Here is an 18,664-nt window from a genome sequence, read left to right as displayed (position 1 = left end):
GCATCATTCATCATTCCAAACTACCTGGACTGATTAATCAGCGTATGCATTACCTGATCTTTAAGCTGCCTGCTGATCGGGACTTCAAACGTGCCAATATTTAGCATATTCCCTTCTATCGATGTAATTTTATTGCTGGCGATAATATATGACTTGTGCGTTTGCATGAACTTACGGGCAGGCAACTTATCGGCGAAAGCCCGCAAAGTACTATGGGTTATTATTTTACGGTTAGATGTATAGATCTCAACATAGTTTTCCATGCCTTTGATAAATAGCACCTCATCAAAAACTATCTTCTCGAGCTTGCCATTGCTTTTAATAAAAATGTAATCGACCGTACCTGCATTATTTCTTAAATCAAAATAGTCTTTAGCTTTAAAAGCAGCCTTCATAAAGCGCTCAAACGGGATAGGTTTAAGCAGGTAATCAAGTACATCCAGGTCAAAACCGTCTGTTGCATATTCTTTAAAAGCGGTAGTGAAAATCACTTTTGGAGGATTGGGCAATGAGCGGATAAACTCAACGCCGGTTAAATACGGCATCTGGATATCCAAAAACAGCAGATCGACAGGTTGTTGAGCCAACAATGCGCCCAGTTCCATAGCATCCTCGCATTGGGCTTTCAGGTCAAAAAAACCGGCTTTTGCAACATAGCCTTCCAGGCCTTTACGGGCAAATGGTTCGTCGTCGGTAATAATGCAACTAATTAATGCCATGTGTCAAGTTTAATTCAAGTATAGCAGTATAATGATTGTCTTCACGATTCGCAATTAACTTATGCTTATCCGGATAAAGCAGTTGCAGCCTGCGGCTCAAATTTTCCAAACCGATCCCGCTGTAATTATCAGGCGTTTTCATATTGGGAGGCACATCGTTATAAACTTTAAAAATAAAGGTATTGTCCATGACATTTCCTTCAATGGTAATTTTGTATTCGCCACCAATATATTTAAAGGCGTTTTCAACCAATGGTAACAAAAGCAGCGGGTAAATCAACTGATCTGTTAAACATCCGTCAAATTGCACGCTAAGCTGCATTTTGCTGCTTGCCCTGATCTGCTGTAACCGAATATAGTTTTCAAGATATTCCAACTCCTGTTTTACAGGTACCTGCTGATGCTGATCATAAAGCTGATAACGCAATAAACTCGATAACAACTCGGTACTTTTTTTGGCACCCGGAACATCGTCATCCATCTGAAAGTAGATGGTATTCAAAGCATTGAACAGGAAATGCGGATGGTATTGTGCCTTTAAAAATTTCAACTCGGTCTCCAGCTGATCATTGGTTAATTTTTCCAGTTGCATTTTGTTATTTACATAGGCCTTCAGCCAGGTACTGCTACGTGCAACACCGTAGTAAATAATAGCATACAACGTGGGTATCATATTAATATCGGCCACATCCGCCCAGGGCATTAGCTCGTCTATGCCCTGACTTACATGCAGGGCCATATCCATCGGAACAAATACTACGTTTACCAATACCAGGTTTACGCCCACCAAAATGGCCAGCTCCCGTGCTACTCCCCGATAGGATAGCTGTACTATCCCATGTTTGTCATAGTACCGGAAAAGCCATTCAAACAAATAGGTCGCCAAATAGCCCACCAATACCGAACAGGCCATTTCAATGCCATTGACATAAAAATCCCTTTTCCAAAAATGCTGCCCAAGGTCGGTATCATGTAACAGCCTGATGGTAAAATATACCAATAGGCCATATACTGCCGGGAAAATATATCTTCTGAAAAACTTCATGCCGTTAAGTTATAAATTTCATGCAGAAAGCACTTCAACGGGCTTCATTTCTGCTGTGGGTAACTCAATAATTGATTTGGTTTTATCCTTGGGTTTCATACCGAATAAAAACCGGGTTAATGCGTACGGACGTACCAGTAAATGGTAGATAAGCACGGTTACAAAAAAAGTAATGCCAACAGTATAAATATACTTTGATAGGATGCTTTCATTTTGCGTTTGCACAATATAATAAACTATTAAAACAATAACAGTTTGGTGCAATATGTAAAACGGGTATACCGCCTGGTTCAAATAACCAAGCACTTTGTGACTGCGATTAAAATAATGCTTGCCATAACCTACCAGCGCCAATACCCATCCCCAGGCAATGATTGGTCGTAAAGCGGTAAAGGCATACGAAAACGCGATATTTTGAAAAGGCCAGTGGGCATGCAATGGTTCGATGCCGTTCCAGCGCATTACTTCCCATGTCATCAGGCTTAAAAAACCGATGGTTAAGGCAAACCGGCGATTGCGCTCCAGGCTATCCATCAGCTTAGGCTGAAGGATACAGATAAAACCTGCCAGCAGGAATAATAACCAGTAAACAAAGTAACTGCCATCGTGGATCAGGTCGTTGGTTTCGGGCAGATCCCAACTGGTGAAAGTAAACCAAAGGATTCCGGGCAGCATCAATAGGTACACCCATTTCCCCTCTGCCAATACCCCAAGCTTTTGTTTAAAGCCATTGCTTTTGGGCGAGATCATCCAGGCAAATAATGGTGCAAAGATCAGGTCATAAAGAAACAGGTAGGCAATAAACCAAAGGTGGTGCCAGCTGAAATTGCCTTTGGGATAAGGTTGGAAGCTAAATGTACTTGGATAAAAGTCCAGGAATGAGCCTTTGTAGCCATTGGCCAATCGTTCCATGTAGATCTGCGGCGGCACAATGATGAACATGCCCACTAAAAGCGGAATAAAAAGCCGGCGGAAACGCAAACCTATGAAACTGAGTGTAGAACGCCGCTGCATCATGTAGTAACTCACGGTACCTGAAATAAAAAAGAGCAACGGCATGCGAAAAAGGTGCAAAAAATGATTTGATTCCATCATCAGGTTACTGGTTTCGTGGTTTTTGATATGCCAGCCATCCTCGGCAACAAAAGGCATCGCCGAATGAAAAAATAACACTCCCAATATGGATAAGATCCTCAACCAATCGAGGTAAGTTTGACGTTGTGTGGTTTCCATGATTTCTTCTTTTTTTATCAAAAGAAGCCACTGCTCTTCGTCCCATAAAATTACTTTGACCAACGGTAAAAAACCTTTGACCATTGGTTGAATCAGCCCCACCCAACCCTCCCCGGAAGGGAGGGCTTAAAGAAAAACTCTCCCCTGCGGGGGAGATTCAGCTTATGATCGGTGTTTTCACTGCATCATTAATTAGGTAACAGTACAAAGACTTCACAAACTCAAAAATGTGGTGCGGTGAAAACACCGACCACAGGCTTAATACCGGCAACAAGCTCAAAAAAATCATGTCATTGCGAGGAGGAACGACGAAGCAATCTCGTAGCTACACAGAGCGGATATGCATTGGCAGAGAGTTTTTTACACTATTAAAGCGAATAAGCCTGGCGATGCCCCCCTCCCTACACCCTCCCAGGGGAATCGCACAATCCCACGCTTTCTCTAACTAAACAAGCATCAGCGAAATCAACGCAATCAAAACCATCAACGGTCAGCCCCGCATAAACGGATTAAAATTCCTCGTCCCAATCTCCATTCCTGCCGCTCTACAGACGGTTTTATCGCCAAACTTAAAGTTGATCTGATCCATGGCCTGGTAAAGTTTGATGCGTTCTTCATTATCCTCAAAAAGGTTGATCTGGTAGCTGCCTGTACAAAGATCGCTCAGCCGCACGCCTATCAACCTGATTGGCCGGTGCTGGTCCCAGGCTATTTTAAGCAGGTTCTTCACCCCGGGGATCAGGATGTGTTCTGCTGCCGTAAGCGCTATTTTTTGCTGTTGGGTATGCGTTTCAAAATTACCATAACGTATTTTAATAGCCAGGCATGATGAAAGTTTATTCTCCCGCCTCAATTTAGACGATAGCTCTTCGGTCATGGACACCAGCGTAGTTTCGAGCGTGCGCGGATCAGATACGTTGGTATGGAAAGTATGCTCTGTGCTGATGGATTTCCTGTCGGAGTGAGGAACAATTTCGCTATGATCTATACCGTTAGCTTTCTCCCAAAGCGAGTGCCCGTATTTACCAAAAACAGTTTCCAGGAAACGGATATTGGTACGCTGCAGGTCACCTATTTTCTCGATCCCGTACTGATATAGTTTACTACGGGTGCTTTCGCCCAAGCCGGGTATCTTGCCTATGTTGAGCGGCGCCAGAAACTTCAGTTCATCGCCATGTTTTACAAACATTTGTCCGTTGGGCTTGGCCTGGTTGGTGGCCATTTTGGCTATCGTTTTGCCGGATGCCATACCAAATGAAATAGGCAAACCTGTTTCTTTAATGATCTTTTGCCTTAGCTTACTTGCTTCGTGATAGCAATCATAAAAGCGGTCCATGCCGGTATAATCAATATAAAACTCATCAACCGACGTTTTTTGGTACAAAGGCACCGTATCATGAATGATCTGTGTAACCTCACGTGAGGCCTCCCCATACCGCCCGTGCGAACCGCGGATAAGGATAGCATGCGGACAAAGCTGCAAAGCTTTTTTTGTAGGCATAGCCGAATGTACGCCAAACGCCCTCGCCTCGTAACTGCATGACGCCACCACTCCCCTTTCGGGCGAGCCACCTATAATCACCGGCTTACCGATCAGTTCCGGGTGAAACTTGCGTTCCACCGAAACGAAAAACGAATCGAGGTCGATATGAACGATATAGCGTTTAGCTTCCACACAACAAATATGAAAATTAATTTGGCATTTTGCTAATTTTTTTAGCAAATTTGAAATAACAAAAATGACACAGCCAATGAGTATATATGAAGATTACCTGATGTTGTTATCTCCTCCCGAAACGGTGAAGCATGAGGTTGCGCGTTACAAAAAAGCATCGGCAAAGCTCATTGGCAACTTTAAAAGCATGGATTCGCCCGCTCATATCTCTGTACAGCACCTGGAAAGGCAAAAGCCTTTTATGGCCGATAAAAATCTGGAATTGATGGAACAGGCGTTGAATACTATGCCACCCGTATTACTGCATATGGACGGCTTTGCTCATTTCACTCATTTGCATAACAGGATGACAATTTATGCAACTATTCGCCCAACACCTGCGGCCGATAAATGGTTTAACACTTTAAAAAAGAAGCTGCGGATTAAAAAGAATATCGTCCCGCACATAACCGTCGTGCGCGATATCCCTGAAAAAGATTTTGATACCCTTTGGCCACATTTCAGGCATAAAAAGTTGGTGGAGCCATTTTGGGTTAAAGAACTTACCATTTTAAAACGTGATACGCTTGACGCCTTCGCCAAATGGAATAAGTTTAAAGTTCTTGAATTTAAAAATATGACCGGCCCGGGCTATACCCGCGATGAGCTGGAATTACTTAAGGCCGGCGATCCCGATCAAATCAATTTGTTCATTTAAAATTTAATAATCATGGACTACGCATTTTATCATTTTATCCTCCCGATACCCGATCATGTTGATGTCATGGTCAGGAAATTAAAGAACGAAGCAAAACGCGTTATCGGCAATTACCCCAGTATGCATGCCAGAGCGCATATCACCATAAACAATTATCCGCGCAAACCACTTGATGTAGATGTTCAGGGTTTTTCGTTTTTGAGCAGGAAGCTTAGTTTGTTACCTCCGGCCGTTTTTGAGATAGATGGGTTTGATTGCTTCAATGAGGATAACAATTATAACAAAACCATTTTTGCAAAGCTTAAACTTACCGGGCAAAACCAATATTGGCTAAAGTTATTAAAGGATATCGTTGGCGATAGCAGCACCATGCCCCATATCACCGTAGCAAGAGCTATAACGCCCGAACAATTTAACCTGCTTTGGCCTTATTTTCAAAAGAGGGAAATGACCGTAAAATTTGTTGTTAACCGGCTTACTATTTTGAAAAATCTGTTGCTCGATATCGACCAGCATGCCAAAACTTACCGCGAATTTGAGTTTCGGGGAGATGAAAACGTATTAACGAAGTACGATAATCTGGTTATAGCAAGGCAATTTAAAAATTATCCCTCTATAAATCAACAGATAAGCCTTTTTTAACATTTTCTTAAGCAGGAATATTAGGAATGGCTGGGCAATTTCAAACTAAGAAATCCAAATCAAATTACATTAAAAAAATGCAATTTTTATTAGCATTTATTTCCTAACAAAATAAAAAAATTAGTAAAAAACTCTTACATTTACGTATAAATTTATTCAAATGTTTATTCAAATGACAGTAGATAGAATTATTAAAGGGTTTTTATTCGACAGAAATATCGAAAATCTGTATAAGCAAAAATGCGATAAGATTGAAGATTATGTTTACCAATTGGATATTAATAGTTCGTTAACGCAACAGCAGATACAAATCCTCAAAGATGGTGCATTCAAAAAACTTTGGGATTGGCCGGAGATGGGTTTTAATAAGGATAATATGACCAAAGACTCTGAAAATGTTTTAATGAGCCCTGAAGATGTACTTGAAATTATATATCCAGGAAGGACTTCGATCGAGTACAGCAATGTTTTGGCAACCAAAATTAGTTATCAATTTTCTCTTAATCCATCTACAGATATATTAACTTACGGTATTGAAGGATCGAAAATATCTTTTTTAGGAAAATACTCCAAAAACTCATTGGTGATAAATATTTACACTGATAAAGAAATCGATGAAACCATCGCTATAGAAATTAAAGCTAAGAGGGATAAAATCATTTCAAGCATTGAAAAAGCGCTTGAAATAAACCAAAAATACATTGACTCTAAGGCTTCGGAGTTTAAAGAAATCATAGGTCAAGAAATCGGTAGAACTTTTAACGATGCAAAAAAAAGGAGTAATATAAACTCTTTAATTTAATTGCATTATCAATCAATGATTTAAGCCTTTTTTAACATTTTCTTAATTCATAGACGCAACTTTTTCTATATTTGCGCCGGGGTAAGTCTTTTACGGCCAGCTCCTCTTGAACTCCCCCAGGGTGGGAACACAGCAAGGGTAGAGAGTTGAGCGGCGCGATAAAAGTAGCTTACCCTTTTTTTATTTTCTTATTTTTGCTACTAACGGGCCTTTAACCTTTCAGCCATAAAATGAGCAAAATCTACCTATTACTCACCTTTATATTTTTGATCTGTCGCAATGCCGAAGGCCAGGATATAAAAGCCTCTTTTCAGAAAGAATATCATAATTTCAATATTGATACCTCCATCAGACTTGCCGTTCCTTTAGGAGATAAGTTTTACTGCTTAAAATCTAACGGTAGCATATTTGTCATTACCAAAGTTACAAATAGCATCGATTCCAGCTATAAAGACAACTCCAGGCAATTAAATTTATTAAACTTGTATGTTAGAGGTGATAGTCTTATCGGACTGTCCAAGAATAAAAATTATCTTTTAAATAGTCAAAACAATTGGATCCCGTTAAACAAACCTTTTTCGGTTCCTCCTCTTTTTGAAGATGATAAATTCCTTGTAGCTTCAACTTGTAGCGGTGAATGGGGAGGCTCTGTTTATTTTAAAGATAAACGGACCAAGAAAGTATACACTGCGCAAGCTGCCTGTGTAGTCAATGTAAAAAAGGTAAATGACAAGTATAACATTACTGCCACATTAGCCCATTTATCAGGATTTGGAAATGTATTCGACGTAAAAGATCCTTTGTTATTAGCGCCATATAACCCAAACCTGTTAAAGGGTAAAAAAATAATATATGTTGGAGATAATGAAAGTAAATCAACAAAAGGTACAACTCAATTAGTAGATAGCGTGGGCATTGAATCTGTATCAAGTTTTGTTTATAAAAAACAGATGTTCTATTTAGTGTCAAATAACAATAAAACATTTATAACAACTATTCAGAACAATAAATTTGTCAATATTGATCAGCTAAGCGAATTTTCGATATGGTCATATTATCCAATCAATCGCACATATGGTGACCAAACGATTTATAGTTTTGGAAACTACCAAACATCTGGTTTTATAACCATTGAAAATAACAAATTAGATTTTTATTCATTCAACTGGAAACATAATTAAATGCTCGATATATTCATTATTGGTGGTGGCCCGATAGGTTTAACTTGCGGACTTGCAGCTCAAAAAGCCGGTTTAAGTTTTGTAATTGTCGAAAAAGGCACACTTGTAAATTCATTGTACAACTATCCTGCTACCATGACGTTTTTCTCCACATCCGAAAAATTGGAAATTGGCGGCGTTCCATTTGTTACGGTACATAACAAACCTACCCGCAATGATGCTTTGGAGTATTATCGCCGTGTAGCACTGTCAAATAGCCTGCCCATTCACCTTTTTGAAGAAGTTACTGAAGTGAAGTATGAAGATGGATTTTATACCATCACCACAAAAAAAGCAACCTACCAGGCTAAAAAAGTGATCCTTTCAACCGGTTTTTATGATATAGCCGTTAACCTTAACATCCCAGGTGAAAACCTGCCCAAAGTAAAACACTATTACCAGGACCCGCATTATTATACCCTGCAAAAAGTGGTGGTAGTTGGTTCAAGCAATTCGGCTATTGATGTGGCCCTGGAAACCTACCGTAAAGGTGCCGAGGTAACATTAGTGATTCGCGGCAGCGAAGTAAGCCACAGGGTTAAATATTGGGTACGGCCGGATATCCTTAACCGCATTAAGGAAGGAAGTATTAAAGCTTATTTCAACTCAAACCTCGAAGCTATTCGTGAAAATGAAGTGGATATCCAAACTCCTGATGGGCTAATCACCATCCCAAATGATTTTGTAATGGCGATGACGGGCTACAAACCCAATTTTGAGTTTTTGAAAAAGCTTGGCATCATCCTTTCTGAAGATAAATTTATCCCACAATACAACCCCGAAACTATGGAAACAAATATGCCCGGTTTATACCTTGCAGGTGTAGTTTGTGGCGGCCTCGATACCCACTTGTGGTTCATCGAAAACTCGAGGGTACACGCTGATATGATTATCAATGATATTGTTGAGAAAAAGTGAATGGTTGATTAGGTTGATTGAGTGAGTAGTTACACCTGCAGACCAGAAAGTTAAGATAAAAATAAAACCATTCACCCAATCAACCTAATCAACTATTCACCAACCCACAAATAATCACATTTTTTTCTTGTATAAATAAAAATTTATAGCCTAATTTGCAGCCAAATTAAAAACACAGTAATTCAATACAAAAATGAATCAACCAAGCTTAAATAAGCCCGCAACAAGAGCAACATTTGCTCCGGCTGCCGCTGCCTTGGGTTCAACTGTTTTTTTAAACTGCCCTCTCCGACGAAGGACCTACATGCCACGGGTTTGAATTAATTTTCCTCCTGCCCACACAAAAAGAGTTTTTTAAACGTCTTTTTAAGAAAACCATCTAATTATTTAAGGCTTTAAAAAGCCAATTAATTTCACGGTAATTATCTATTTAAATGACAATACAAGATTTTGATATTCAGGTTGCTACTGCACAGCATGTAGATTATGCCACTATGATTTGCGATGAGATGGCCGAATCGGCTAAGGCACGCGGAACCGGTATAGCTACACGCTCGCCCGAATATGTTGCTAATAAAATGCTGGAAGGCAAGGCTGTTATAGCCCTGCATAAAGACGGCACCTGGGCCGGTTTTTGCTATATTGAAACCTGGAGCCATGGCGACTTTGTTGCCAACTCGGGCCTTATTGTTAATCCGCAATTCCGTAAGGCGGGATTAGCAAAGGCTATTAAACATCGCATTTTCCAACTATCGCGCACCAAATACCCTGATGCCAAAATATTCGGGTTAACAACCGGCTTAGCGGTAATGAAAATAAACTCGGAGCTTGGCTATGAACCGGTTACCTACTCTGAACTTACCCAGGACGAAAACTTTTGGGCAGGCTGCAAAAGCTGTGTAAACTTTGACATTTTAACCAGCAAAAACCGCAAAAACTGTATGTGTACAGCCATGCTTTTTGATCCGGCCGAAAAACAAAAAGAGTATGAGGAAAAGATGCAGCGCATTACGCACAAAGCTACGCTCTTGGAGCGCATCGAAAACGCAATAAAAAAACGCATCGGCCATACCGAACATTAAGCCTGGCTTAATACTTATAATTAACAAAACAGATCAACATAATTGATAAGTAAAGCTTTAAGCCTTGTGCCTTTAGCTTTAAGCTCACCAAAACATGAAAAAAAAAGTAGTATTAGCTTATAGCGGAGGTTTAGATACCTCATTTTGCTGTATTTATTTAACACAGGATCTTGGTTATGAGGTTCATTCGGTTATTGTAAATACCGGCGGTTTTAGCGAGGAAGAGTTAAAAGGCGTTGAAGAACGTGCCTATAAAATGGGAGTTACATCACACCATGTGGTTGATGAAACCGAAAACTTTTACAATACCTGTGTACGCTTTTTAATTTACGGCAACGTATTAAAAAATAACACCTATCCGCTATCTGTAAGTGCCGAGCGCGTAAGCCAGGCTACTGCTATTGCTAACTACGCTAAAGAAATTGGTGCAGAGTTTGTTGCCCACGGTAGTACCGGTGCTGGTAACGACCAGGTGCGTTTTGATATGATCTTCAATATCCTTGTTCCGGAAGTAAAGATCATCACCCCTATCCGTGATCTGAAACTGAGCCGCGAAGAGGAGATCGAATACCTGAAAAAACACGGTGTTGATATGAACTTCGAAAAAGCCAAATACTCTATTAACAAAGGTATCTGGGGTACATCAGTTGGTGGTAAAGAAACTTTAACTTCAAACCTTGGCCTACCGGAAGAAGCATGGCCTACACAGGTTACAGAATCTGAAGTAAAAGATCTTGTGCTTACTTTTGAAAAAGGCGAATTAGTAGCCATCGGTGATGAAAAATATGATCATCCAACCAAAGCTATCCAGGCATTGCAAGCTATCGCACAGCCTTATGGCATCGGTCGCGATATTCACGTTGGTGATACTATCATCGGTATTAAAGGTCGTGTAGGCTTTGAAGCTGCTGCCCCTATGGTTATTATTAAAGCTCACCATACATTAGAGAAACACGTATTAACCAAATGGCAGCTTTCATGGAAAGATCAGTTATCATCTTTCTACGGCAACTGGCTGCATGAAGGTCAGTTCCATGACCCGATCATGCGCAATATCGAAGCTTTCTTAACCGATACACAGAAAAATGTTACCGGTAAAGTATTTGTTCAGTTACACCCATATCGTTTCCATGTAATTGGTATTGAATCACCTTATGATTTGATGTCGAACAAGTTTGGCAGCTACGGCGAAATGAACAATGCATGGAGCGGCGAAGACGTTAAAGGGTTCTCCAAAATATTTGGTAACCAGGTAATGATCTATCACAAGGTTAACGCCGCCCCCCAGCCCCCCGAAGGGGGAGCAAATGCTCAATAAAGATAAAATGGCCGATCCGATAAATAAATCCAACATTCAGGTTCCCCCTTTAGGGGGCGGAGGGGGTATCGCTTTTTCAAAAGGTGAATGCCTAAAGCATTATAACTGGGGTGACGACTGCCACGGATGGACTTTCATTGATACTGAAGCTTTGTCCGTTAAGCAGGAGTTAATGCCACCTGATACTGCCGAACAATTGCACTATCACAAGAAAGCTACACAGGTATTTTTTATTTTGAAAGGGCGTGCTACCTTTTCGATAGACGGCGAGGTTACGGTATTGAAGCCCGAACAGGGTATCGAGATACATCCGGGGCAAAAGCATTTCATCAGCAATAACGACCGGAGCGATCTCGAGTTTATTTTATATTCATATCCATCTACAAACAATGATCGGATAAATTTAGCCCCCTAACCCCCTAAAGGGGGAATAATTGTTAAAATTATGACTGAATTTAAAGATAATAATGACGCTACCCTTGCTCCCCCTTCAGGGGGCTGGGGGGCGATACGTGCAGGTATAGTTGGCGGAGCAGGATACACCGGCGGCGAAATGTTGCGGATCCTGATCAACCACCCTAACGTGGAGATAGCTTTTGCTCATAGCAACAGCAACGCGGGTAACTATGTTTACGAAGTACATACCGACCTGTTTGGCGATACCGATCTGAAATTTGCCGCCGAACTTTCTACCGATGTTGACGTACTTTTCCTTTGTGTTGGCCATGGCGATGCCAAAAAATTCATGGAAGCAAACGCTATTCCCGATTCGGTTAAGATCATTGATTTGAGCCAGGATTTCAGGCTTAATCAAAACTCAACCTTAAACGGTAAAAACTTTGTTTATGGCTTACCTGAATTAAACCGTGAAGCTATTAAAACGGCTACTAATATTGCTAACCCGGGGTGCTTTGCTACCTGTTTGCAATTAGGACTGCTTCCATTGGCGTCAAAAGGATTGCTAAACAATGAAGTACACATTACTGCTACAACAGGTTCTACAGGTGCAGGTCAAAGCCTATCGCCTACCTCGCACTTTACCTGGCGTAATGACAACCTCTCGGTTTACAAAGCTTTTAGCCACCAGCATTTGAATGAAATTGGCCAATCGTTAAGGCAGTTGCAAGCCGGCTTTGATAAGGCTATCAATTTTATACCTTACCGCGGCGATTTTACCCGCGGCATTATTGCGTCAATTTATACCGAAAGTGATTTAAGCGAAGAAGAAGCTTTAGCACTTTACCAAAGCTATTACGATGGTCATCCGTTTACGCATGTAACCAACCGTAATATCGACTTAAAGCAGATTGTTAATACTAACAAATGCTTTATCCAGGTAAAAAAACACGATAACAAAATATTCATTATCAGCATAATGGATAACTTACTTAAAGGCGCATCCGGCCAGGCAGTACAAAACATGAACTTATTGTTCGGACTGGACGAGCGCGCAGGCTTACGACTTAAGGCGATCGGCTTTTAATTAAGCTGCTCGCCGAATCCCGAAAGTTCTGTTATTAAATAAGTTTGCCATTTTATCTCTACAACAATGAAATTGTTTGATGTATACCCTATAAATAATATAAATATAACCCGTGGTCAGGGAAGCCTGGTTTACGATGCTCAGGATACCGAGTATTTAGATATGTACGGCGGTCATGCAGTGATCTCTATTGGTCATACCCATCCGCATTATGTAAAAAGACTCGAAGACCAGCTGCATAAACTGGGCTTTTATTCTAATTCTATCGAGATCCCTATTCAAAAAGAATTAGCTCAAAAGTTAGGCAAGGTTTCCGGCAAGGAAGATTACCAGTTATTCTTGTGCAACTCTGGTGCCGAGGCCAATGAAAATGCTTTAAAACTGGCTTCTTTTTATAACGGAAAGAAGAAAGTTATCGCTTTCAGTAAGTCATTCCACGGCCGTACCTCTTTGGCGGTTGCTGTTACCGACAACCCTAAGATCGTTGCCCCAATCAATGAAACCGATAATGTGATCTTTTTGCCTTGGGCTGACGAGGCCGCGCTGGAAGAGGCATTCAAAAACAACGAAATATCTTCAGTAATTATCGAAGGTATCCAGGGTGTTGGCGGTATCCAGGTAGCACCTGAGGGCTTCCTGCAAAAAATCCGCTCATTGTGCGACCAGTACAATGCCGTTTTCATTGCCGATTCGGTACAGTGCGGTTACGGTCGTACAGGTAAATTCTTTTCTCATGACTTTGCTGGGGTAGATGCTGATATTTACAGCATGGCCAAAGGTATGGGTAATGGTTTCCCTGTTGGTGGCATCATTATATCACCTAAAATACAACCTGCTTACGGCATGTTAGGTACCACTTTTGGTGGTAACCATTTAGCTTGTGCAGCCGGTTTAGCTGTACTTGAAACTATTGAGCAGGATAACCTATTGCAAAACGCTGCCGAAGTTGGCAGTTACCTGATAAAAGAACTTAACAAGCTGGAGCAGGTTAAAGAAGTTCGTGGTCGTGGTTTGATGATCGGTATTGAGTTACCTGAAGAATTGGCTCATGCCCGTAAAGAATTGCTGAACAAGCACCACATATTTACTGGTGAAGCTAAGCCAAATGTGATCAGGTTATTACCAGCTTTAAATTTAACTAAGGCCCATGCTGATAGGTTCCTGGAAGCTTTTGTAAATGTTTTAAATCAATAAGACGCCCCCTCTAAATCTCCCCCTGAGGGGGGAGACTTAAAAAATAAATAGCAGAACAACTCACCCAATAATTGTAAAGTTCATGAAACTATTCTCTTCTGTTAATGACGTAGCTGATGTTAACGCACTTGTAAAAGAGGCATTGGCGCTTAAGCAGGATCCCTTTGCGCACCAGCAACTTGGTAAAAATAAAACGCTTGCCTTAGTGTTCTTAAACCCAAGTCTTCGTACACGCATGAGTACACAGAAAGCTGCTATCAATCTGGGCATGAATGTGATGGTGCTTAATATCGACAAAGAAGGCTGGGCGCTTGAACTCCGCGACGGCGTGATCATGGACGGTACCACCGTTGAGCATATCCGTGAGGCAGCAGGTGTTATGGGGCAATATGCTGATATCATCGGCGTGCGTTCGTTCCCTGGTTTGAGGAACCGTGAGGAAGATTACAGCGAAATGATTTTCAATAAGTTTGTTGAGTTTTGCAAAGTTCCGGTTGTAAGCCTGGAATCAGCTACCCGCCACCCGCTGCAAAGCCTTGCCGACTTAATCACCATCGAAGAACTAAAGAAAACAGCACGTCCTAAAGTGGTATTAACCTGGGCCCCGCATATCAAACCTTTGCCGCAGGCTGTTCCAAACTCATTTTCTGAATGGATGTGCAAGGCCGATGTTGACTTTACCATCGTTCAGCCTAAAGGCTATGAGCTTTGTACCGATTTTACCCAGGGTGCAAACATCACTTACAACCAGGACGAAGCTTTAGCCGGTGCGGATTTCATCTACGTAAAAAACTGGTCAGCTTATGAGCCTTATGGTAATATATTGGGCAAACACGAAGAGTGGATGCTCACCAATAAAAAGCTGGAGCAAACCAATAATGCTAAAGTAATGCATTGCTTGCCTGTACGCCGTAATCTGGAACTTTCTGATGAAATATTAGACGGACCAAGCTCAATCGTTGTACATGAGGCTGGCAACCGCGTTTGGGCGGCCCAGGCTGTGCTAAAACAAATGCTGGAGAGTTTGTAAGTAAAATACTCTATATAAAACAGGAGTCAGACAGCCTTTGTCTTGACTCTTGTTTCTTCCCTTCTTAAATCTTTTCTCAAGATGTACACGCCAAAACACTTCCAGTTAACGGATGAGCAGGAAGCTATCAGCTTTATGCAGCGCTATAGCTTTGCTACAATCGTAACGGCTACTGATAATATTCCGTTTGCTACTCACCTCCCCTTTTTGGTAAGTAAGCGTGATGATAAAATTGTATTGTCATCACATTTTGCTAAGGCAAATCCGCAGGCTACTGAAATTATTGAAAAAGAGGTTTTAGTGATATTTACTGAGCCCCACGCTTATATATCGCCCAAACATTACGAAAAGGAAACTAATGTTCCCACCTGGAACTACATTGCAGTGCATGCTTACGGCAAAGCCACGATATTATCTGAAGGTGAACAAACTGCTAATTTGTTAGCGCAGATGATCAGCAATTATGAAGCTGATTACCTAACGCAATGGAATAATCTTCCTAATGAGTATAAACAACGGATGATGAAAGGCATTGTGGCCTTTGAGATCATTGTTAACGATCTGCAAGGCAAACAGAAACTCAGTCAAAATCGTACTGAAGTGGAACGGGAAAACATCATTGAAGCGCTGGATAAGAGCAAAGATACTACCGAGGCAGAGATTGCTAAATATATGTCGCGCCTTAAATAATTAACTACCGCGGGTTTAGCGCAGCGTAACCCGTGGGACATATCAGTTAAGTTTTCAACTTAACTACTGAAGTTAAAAACTTCAACCATGGCTAACCACGGGTTACGCTGCGCTAAACCCGTGGCAGAATTATAGAATGTTTTATTCTTCTATCTTTTTGGAAGCACTATTGATCATTCTGTTTAAAGTTAGCCCCTGTACAATCACCGAAAATATCACGATAAAATAACTTCCCGACAGGATCAGGTGCCTGTATGGCGTATTGGGAAGCGACAATGCCAGAGCTATTGAGATCCCCCCGCGCAAGCCCGCCCAGGTCATGATATTGATATTGCTGTAGTTTACCTTAAGCGTATGCCTTAAAAACGTGAGCGGCAGCATAATACTTAGCCAGCGAGCTATTAAAACAGTAACGATAGAAACACTCCCTGTAATCCAGTAATTATTTACGAAAGGCAAATTAACCAGTTGCAGGCCTATCATTACAAATAAAATCGTGTTCAGAATCTCATCAACCAGCTTCCAGAATTTCTCCAATGCCTCATGCGATTTTTCTTTATTATCCTGATTAATGGATTGCCCGCCTGCAAATAATCCGGCTATAACTACTGACAGCGGAAGTGAAAAACTAAGTAATACTGCCAATACCGATAATCCCATCACCAGGGCCAGGGAGATCAGCACAATAGTCTGAAAATCTTTAACCGAATGCATAAGCCGATGGGCTATGTAGCCTAAAATTGCTCCGGCTACTATTCCGCCGATAATCTCCTTGATGATAAGCATCGTTACTTTAGCCAACTCAATTTTTTCTTCGCCTACCCGGGCTATTTCTAAAATAATCACAAACAGGATAAGCCCTATCCCATCGTTAAACAGCGATTCGCCCGAAATAATAGTTTCCAAATTGGCTGGTAGTTTGGAATTACGGATAATAGCCGATACTGCAACCGGATCAGTAGGTGAAATCAACGCGCCAAACAACAGGCAGTAGATCAGCGGCATATGGATATGAAAGACGGGGGCCACATAAAATAGCCAAAGTCCAAAAACAGCGGTTGAAATAATAACACCTAACGTGCTTAGTACAAATACCGGGCGCATTTCTTTCTTCAGTTTCCGGCCATCCAAATTAAACGAACTTGAAAAAAGCAGGAAGCCAAGCAGCACATTCAATACGGCTTTTGAAAAATTGATATTTTTAGCAAGAGTGCCGAGATAACCGGCTATTGATGAGTCGACTTTATCAACGATAAGTATCGTTATAGAAGCTATTGTTGCCAACAGTACAATACCAATGGTACCCGGCAACTTAATATAGCGCGCGTTAAGGTATGAGAAAACCGCGCTTACAATAACCAGTAAAGCAATTACAACAAACAGATCCATAAATACTTACAAGTAAGGATTTAAAAGGACTATTGTTTGTTTTTATCTCGATTCTGGATCAGTCATCCGGGTCTCCGGATTAAAAAAACGTACTATTAGTCGGTTATCGCTGTTTTTGGTGAAGTAGTTGATAGCCCAGCTAAAAAATATGATGCCCTTATTAGTAAATCCTGCCAGCGACATGATATGTACAAAGCCCCACACCAACCAGGCAAAAAATCCCTGGAAATGAATTTTCCCCAAATCAGCCACTGCCTTATTACGCCCGATGGTGGCCAGGGAACCCTTATCCCTGTATTTGAATGGTACCAGCGGTTTACGATCAAACATCCGGTAAACATTTTCGCCAAGGTTTTGCCCTTGCTGAATAGCTACAGGGGCTACACCGGGATGGCCGTTTGGATATTCGTCGGTGATCATAGCCGCGACATCGCCTATGGCATAAATATTTTTATAGCCCTTTACTTTATTAAACTCATCAACCAGGATCCTGTTGCCGCGCGCAATGTTATCGACAGCAATTCCTTCCGGCACTTCTCCTTTCACTCCCGCCGCCCAAAGTACGTTACGGGTAAGGATAGTTGTCCCATTATCTATTTTAAGCAAATAGCCATTATAACTTTCTACGTGCACACTATTATAAATAGTCACGTTCATATCTTCCAGAAATTTTTTGGCCTTTGCACGGGCTTTGGGCGAAAAAGCAGCAAGTAAGTCCGGCTTACCTTCAACAAGATAAACCTTCATGCTATGTTTACGCAGGCCATGATAATCCTTCATTAATATCAGCTCGCGCATTTCGGCCAAAGCACCGGAAAGTTCCACACCGGTAGGGCCACCGCCCACTACAACAAAAGTCATTAATGCTGCCTTTTCTTCCGGGTCTTTAGACACCAGCGACATCTCCAGATTTTGCAGGATCAGGCTCCGTAAGTTTAATGCCTCCGGAATGTTTTTCATCGGCATGGCAAAATGTTCAATCTCTTTATTGCCAAAAAAGTTCGTATTTGAGCCTGTAGCTATAGCGAGGTAGTCGTAATAAATGGTACCGATATCGGTATCAAGTGTATTGCTTTCGGCATTGATCTTCTTCACCTCTGCAAGTGCGAAGCGAAAATTCTTTTGCCGCGTAAAGATACGCCGTAAAGGAAAACCGATTGAATCGGCAGCTATGGAGCCCCCGGCAACCTGGTACAATAAGGGTTGAAACGTGTGATAATTATGCTTATCGATCATCAGCACATCAACAGGTGCATCTTTTAATTTCTTAGCTAACTGGATGCCGCCAAATCCTCCCCCAATAATTGCCACCCGCGGCCTGGTATTCTTTTTTTGCTCCATAGATAGGTATAAGCAAGGATGATCCCTTAAAGTTTTCCAATATTACTAATTCTTTCATAATCAAATTGTAAACTTAAACTGCAAATTCAGTTATTCATTTTTAAATCAATTTTTGAAAAAACACACTATATTTTCGTAATTTTAACAGTTTTCCGCTCAAAAAAGTGGAAATTTGACATTAAAAGA

18 protein-coding genes and 1 other RNA gene are annotated in these 18,664 nt (G+C 41.2%); 13 read left to right on the top strand and 6 right to left on the bottom strand.

Annotated features, from left to right (window positions below):
• Positions 1-20: 20 nt before the first annotated feature.
• The 4 genes from ACEN9X_RS24055 to dinB form a co-directional block, all read right to left on the bottom strand.
• Positions 21-719, bottom strand: coding sequence for a LytR/AlgR family response regulator transcription factor (locus ACEN9X_RS24055; RefSeq protein ID WP_413667546.1), 699 nt, complete (start codon positions 717-719; stop codon positions 21-23).
• A complete protein-coding gene (locus tag ACEN9X_RS24050; protein ID WP_413667545.1) occupies positions 706-1,764 on the bottom strand; it encodes a sensor histidine kinase in 1,059 nt (352 codons plus the stop codon). The genes ACEN9X_RS24055 and ACEN9X_RS24050 overlap by 14 nt, the downstream gene beginning before the upstream one ends.
• Positions 1,765-1,782: 18 nt before the next feature.
• On the bottom strand, positions 1,783-2,997 hold the full coding sequence (locus ACEN9X_RS24045) for an acyltransferase family protein (RefSeq protein WP_413667544.1): 1,215 nt from the start codon (positions 2,995-2,997) through the stop codon (positions 1,783-1,785).
• 490 nt (positions 2,998-3,487) lie between these two features.
• A complete protein-coding gene (gene dinB / locus ACEN9X_RS24040) occupies positions 3,488-4,672 on the bottom strand; it encodes a DNA polymerase IV (RefSeq protein ID WP_413667543.1) in 1,185 nt (394 codons plus the stop codon).
• 76 nt (positions 4,673-4,748) lie between these two features.
• Here dinB and ACEN9X_RS24035 point away from each other — a divergent pair, with 76 nt between their 5' ends.
• The 13 genes from ACEN9X_RS24035 to ACEN9X_RS23975 all read left to right on the top strand — a co-directional run bounded on the left by ACEN9X_RS24035 (position 4,749) and on the right by ACEN9X_RS23975 (position 15,748).
• Entirely contained in the window at positions 4,749-5,369 is a 621-nt protein-coding gene (locus ACEN9X_RS24035; RefSeq protein ID WP_413667542.1) for a 2'-5' RNA ligase family protein, read from the top strand.
• 12 nt (positions 5,370-5,381) lie between these two features.
• Positions 5,382-6,011 carry a hypothetical protein gene (locus ACEN9X_RS24030; RefSeq protein ID WP_413667541.1) on the top strand — a complete coding sequence of 210 codons (630 nt, stop codon included), beginning with the start codon at positions 5,382-5,384 and terminating at the stop codon, positions 6,009-6,011.
• Positions 6,012-6,183: 172 nt separating this feature from the next.
• Positions 6,184-6,813, top strand: coding sequence for a hypothetical protein (locus ACEN9X_RS24025; RefSeq protein WP_413667540.1), 630 nt, complete (start codon positions 6,184-6,186; stop codon positions 6,811-6,813).
• Between the two features lie 79 nt (positions 6,814-6,892).
• An RNA gene (ffs, locus tag ACEN9X_RS24020) (signal recognition particle sRNA small type) lies at positions 6,893-6,991 on the top strand.
• Positions 6,992-7,043: 52 nt separating this feature from the next.
• Complete coding sequence (locus ACEN9X_RS24015; protein ID WP_413667539.1) at positions 7,044-7,994, top strand: hypothetical protein; 951 nt, start codon at positions 7,044-7,046, stop codon at positions 7,992-7,994.
• Positions 7,995-8,951 carry a YpdA family putative bacillithiol disulfide reductase gene (locus tag ACEN9X_RS24010; protein ID WP_413667538.1) on the top strand — a complete coding sequence of 319 codons (957 nt, stop codon included), beginning with the start codon at positions 7,995-7,997 and terminating at the stop codon, positions 8,949-8,951. It abuts the gene before it with no gap.
• Between the two features lie 434 nt (positions 8,952-9,385).
• A complete protein-coding gene (locus ACEN9X_RS24005; RefSeq protein ID WP_413667537.1) occupies positions 9,386-10,033 on the top strand; it encodes a GNAT family N-acetyltransferase in 648 nt (215 codons plus the stop codon).
• Between the two features lie 94 nt (positions 10,034-10,127).
• Complete coding sequence (gene argG, locus ACEN9X_RS24000; RefSeq protein WP_413667536.1) at positions 10,128-11,351, top strand: argininosuccinate synthase; 1,224 nt, start codon at positions 10,128-10,130, stop codon at positions 11,349-11,351.
• Entirely contained in the window at positions 11,341-11,766 is a 426-nt protein-coding gene (locus ACEN9X_RS23995; RefSeq protein WP_413667535.1) for a cupin domain-containing protein, read from the top strand. The genes argG and ACEN9X_RS23995 overlap by 11 nt, the downstream gene beginning before the upstream one ends.
• 138 nt (positions 11,767-11,904) lie before the next feature.
• Positions 11,905-12,834, top strand: coding sequence for an N-acetyl-gamma-glutamyl-phosphate reductase (gene argC, locus ACEN9X_RS23990; protein ID WP_413671155.1), 930 nt, complete (start codon positions 11,905-11,907; stop codon positions 12,832-12,834).
• Between the two features lie 66 nt (positions 12,835-12,900).
• Positions 12,901-14,028, top strand: coding sequence for an aspartate aminotransferase family protein (locus ACEN9X_RS23985; RefSeq protein ID WP_413667534.1), 1,128 nt, complete (start codon positions 12,901-12,903; stop codon positions 14,026-14,028).
• 82 nt (positions 14,029-14,110) lie between these two features.
• Entirely contained in the window at positions 14,111-15,058 is a 948-nt protein-coding gene (locus tag ACEN9X_RS23980; RefSeq protein ID WP_413667533.1) for an N-acetylornithine carbamoyltransferase, read from the top strand.
• Positions 15,059-15,139: 81 nt separating this feature from the next.
• Positions 15,140-15,748 (top strand): FMN-binding negative transcriptional regulator, encoded by a 609-nt coding sequence (locus ACEN9X_RS23975; protein WP_413667532.1) that lies wholly within the window; start codon positions 15,140-15,142, stop codon positions 15,746-15,748.
• 141 nt (positions 15,749-15,889) lie between these two features.
• On the opposite strand, the gene ACEN9X_RS23970 is transcribed toward ACEN9X_RS23975, so the two are convergent.
• Positions 15,890-17,137 carry a cation:proton antiporter gene (locus tag ACEN9X_RS23970; protein WP_413667531.1) on the bottom strand — a complete coding sequence of 416 codons (1,248 nt, stop codon included), beginning with the start codon at positions 17,135-17,137 and terminating at the stop codon, positions 15,890-15,892.
• A gap of 42 nt (positions 17,138-17,179) precedes the next feature.
• A complete protein-coding gene (locus ACEN9X_RS23965) occupies positions 17,180-18,478 on the bottom strand; it encodes an NAD(P)/FAD-dependent oxidoreductase (protein WP_413667530.1) in 1,299 nt (432 codons plus the stop codon).
• Between the last annotated feature and the right edge of the window lie 186 nt (positions 18,479-18,664).

Source organism: Mucilaginibacter sp. Mucisp86 (assembly GCF_047324315.1).
Classification (GTDB): Bacteria; Bacteroidota; Bacteroidia; order Sphingobacteriales; family Sphingobacteriaceae; genus Mucilaginibacter.
This window is presented reverse-complemented; position numbering and strand designations above follow the sequence as displayed.

Excerpts from the sequence above, each read along its gene's own strand:
- ACEN9X_RS24055 (WP_413667546.1), bottom strand. The coding sequence starts at position 719 with ATGGCATTAATTAGTTGCATTATTACCGACGACGAACCATTTGCCCGT.
- ACEN9X_RS24050 (WP_413667545.1), bottom strand. The coding sequence starts at position 1,764 with ATGAAGTTTTTCAGAAGATATATTTTCCCGGCAGTATATGGCCTATTG.
- ACEN9X_RS24045 (WP_413667544.1), bottom strand. The coding sequence starts at position 2,997 with ATGGAAACCACACAACGTCAAACTTACCTCGATTGGTTGAGGATCTTA.
- ACEN9X_RS24035 (WP_413667542.1), top strand. The coding sequence starts at position 4,749 with ATGAGTATATATGAAGATTACCTGATGTTGTTATCTCCTCCCGAAACG.
- ACEN9X_RS24030 (WP_413667541.1), top strand. The coding sequence starts at position 5,382 with ATGGACTACGCATTTTATCATTTTATCCTCCCGATACCCGATCATGTT.
- ACEN9X_RS24025 (WP_413667540.1), top strand. The coding sequence starts at position 6,184 with ATGACAGTAGATAGAATTATTAAAGGGTTTTTATTCGACAGAAATATC.
- ACEN9X_RS24015 (WP_413667539.1), top strand. The coding sequence starts at position 7,044 with ATGAGCAAAATCTACCTATTACTCACCTTTATATTTTTGATCTGTCGC.
- ACEN9X_RS24010 (WP_413667538.1), top strand. The coding sequence starts at position 7,995 with ATGCTCGATATATTCATTATTGGTGGTGGCCCGATAGGTTTAACTTGC.
- ACEN9X_RS24005 (WP_413667537.1), top strand. The coding sequence starts at position 9,386 with ATGACAATACAAGATTTTGATATTCAGGTTGCTACTGCACAGCATGTA.
- argG (WP_413667536.1), top strand. The coding sequence starts at position 10,128 with ATGAAAAAAAAAGTAGTATTAGCTTATAGCGGAGGTTTAGATACCTCA.
- ACEN9X_RS23995 (WP_413667535.1), top strand. The coding sequence starts at position 11,341 with ATGCTCAATAAAGATAAAATGGCCGATCCGATAAATAAATCCAACATT.
- argC (WP_413671155.1), top strand. The coding sequence starts at position 11,905 with ATGTTGCGGATCCTGATCAACCACCCTAACGTGGAGATAGCTTTTGCT.
- ACEN9X_RS23985 (WP_413667534.1), top strand. The coding sequence starts at position 12,901 with ATGAAATTGTTTGATGTATACCCTATAAATAATATAAATATAACCCGT.
- ACEN9X_RS23980 (WP_413667533.1), top strand. The coding sequence starts at position 14,111 with ATGAAACTATTCTCTTCTGTTAATGACGTAGCTGATGTTAACGCACTT.
- ACEN9X_RS23975 (WP_413667532.1), top strand. The coding sequence starts at position 15,140 with ATGTACACGCCAAAACACTTCCAGTTAACGGATGAGCAGGAAGCTATC.
- ACEN9X_RS23970 (WP_413667531.1), bottom strand. The coding sequence starts at position 17,137 with ATGGATCTGTTTGTTGTAATTGCTTTACTGGTTATTGTAAGCGCGGTT.
- ACEN9X_RS23965 (WP_413667530.1), bottom strand. The coding sequence starts at position 18,478 with ATGGAGCAAAAAAAGAATACCAGGCCGCGGGTGGCAATTATTGGGGGA.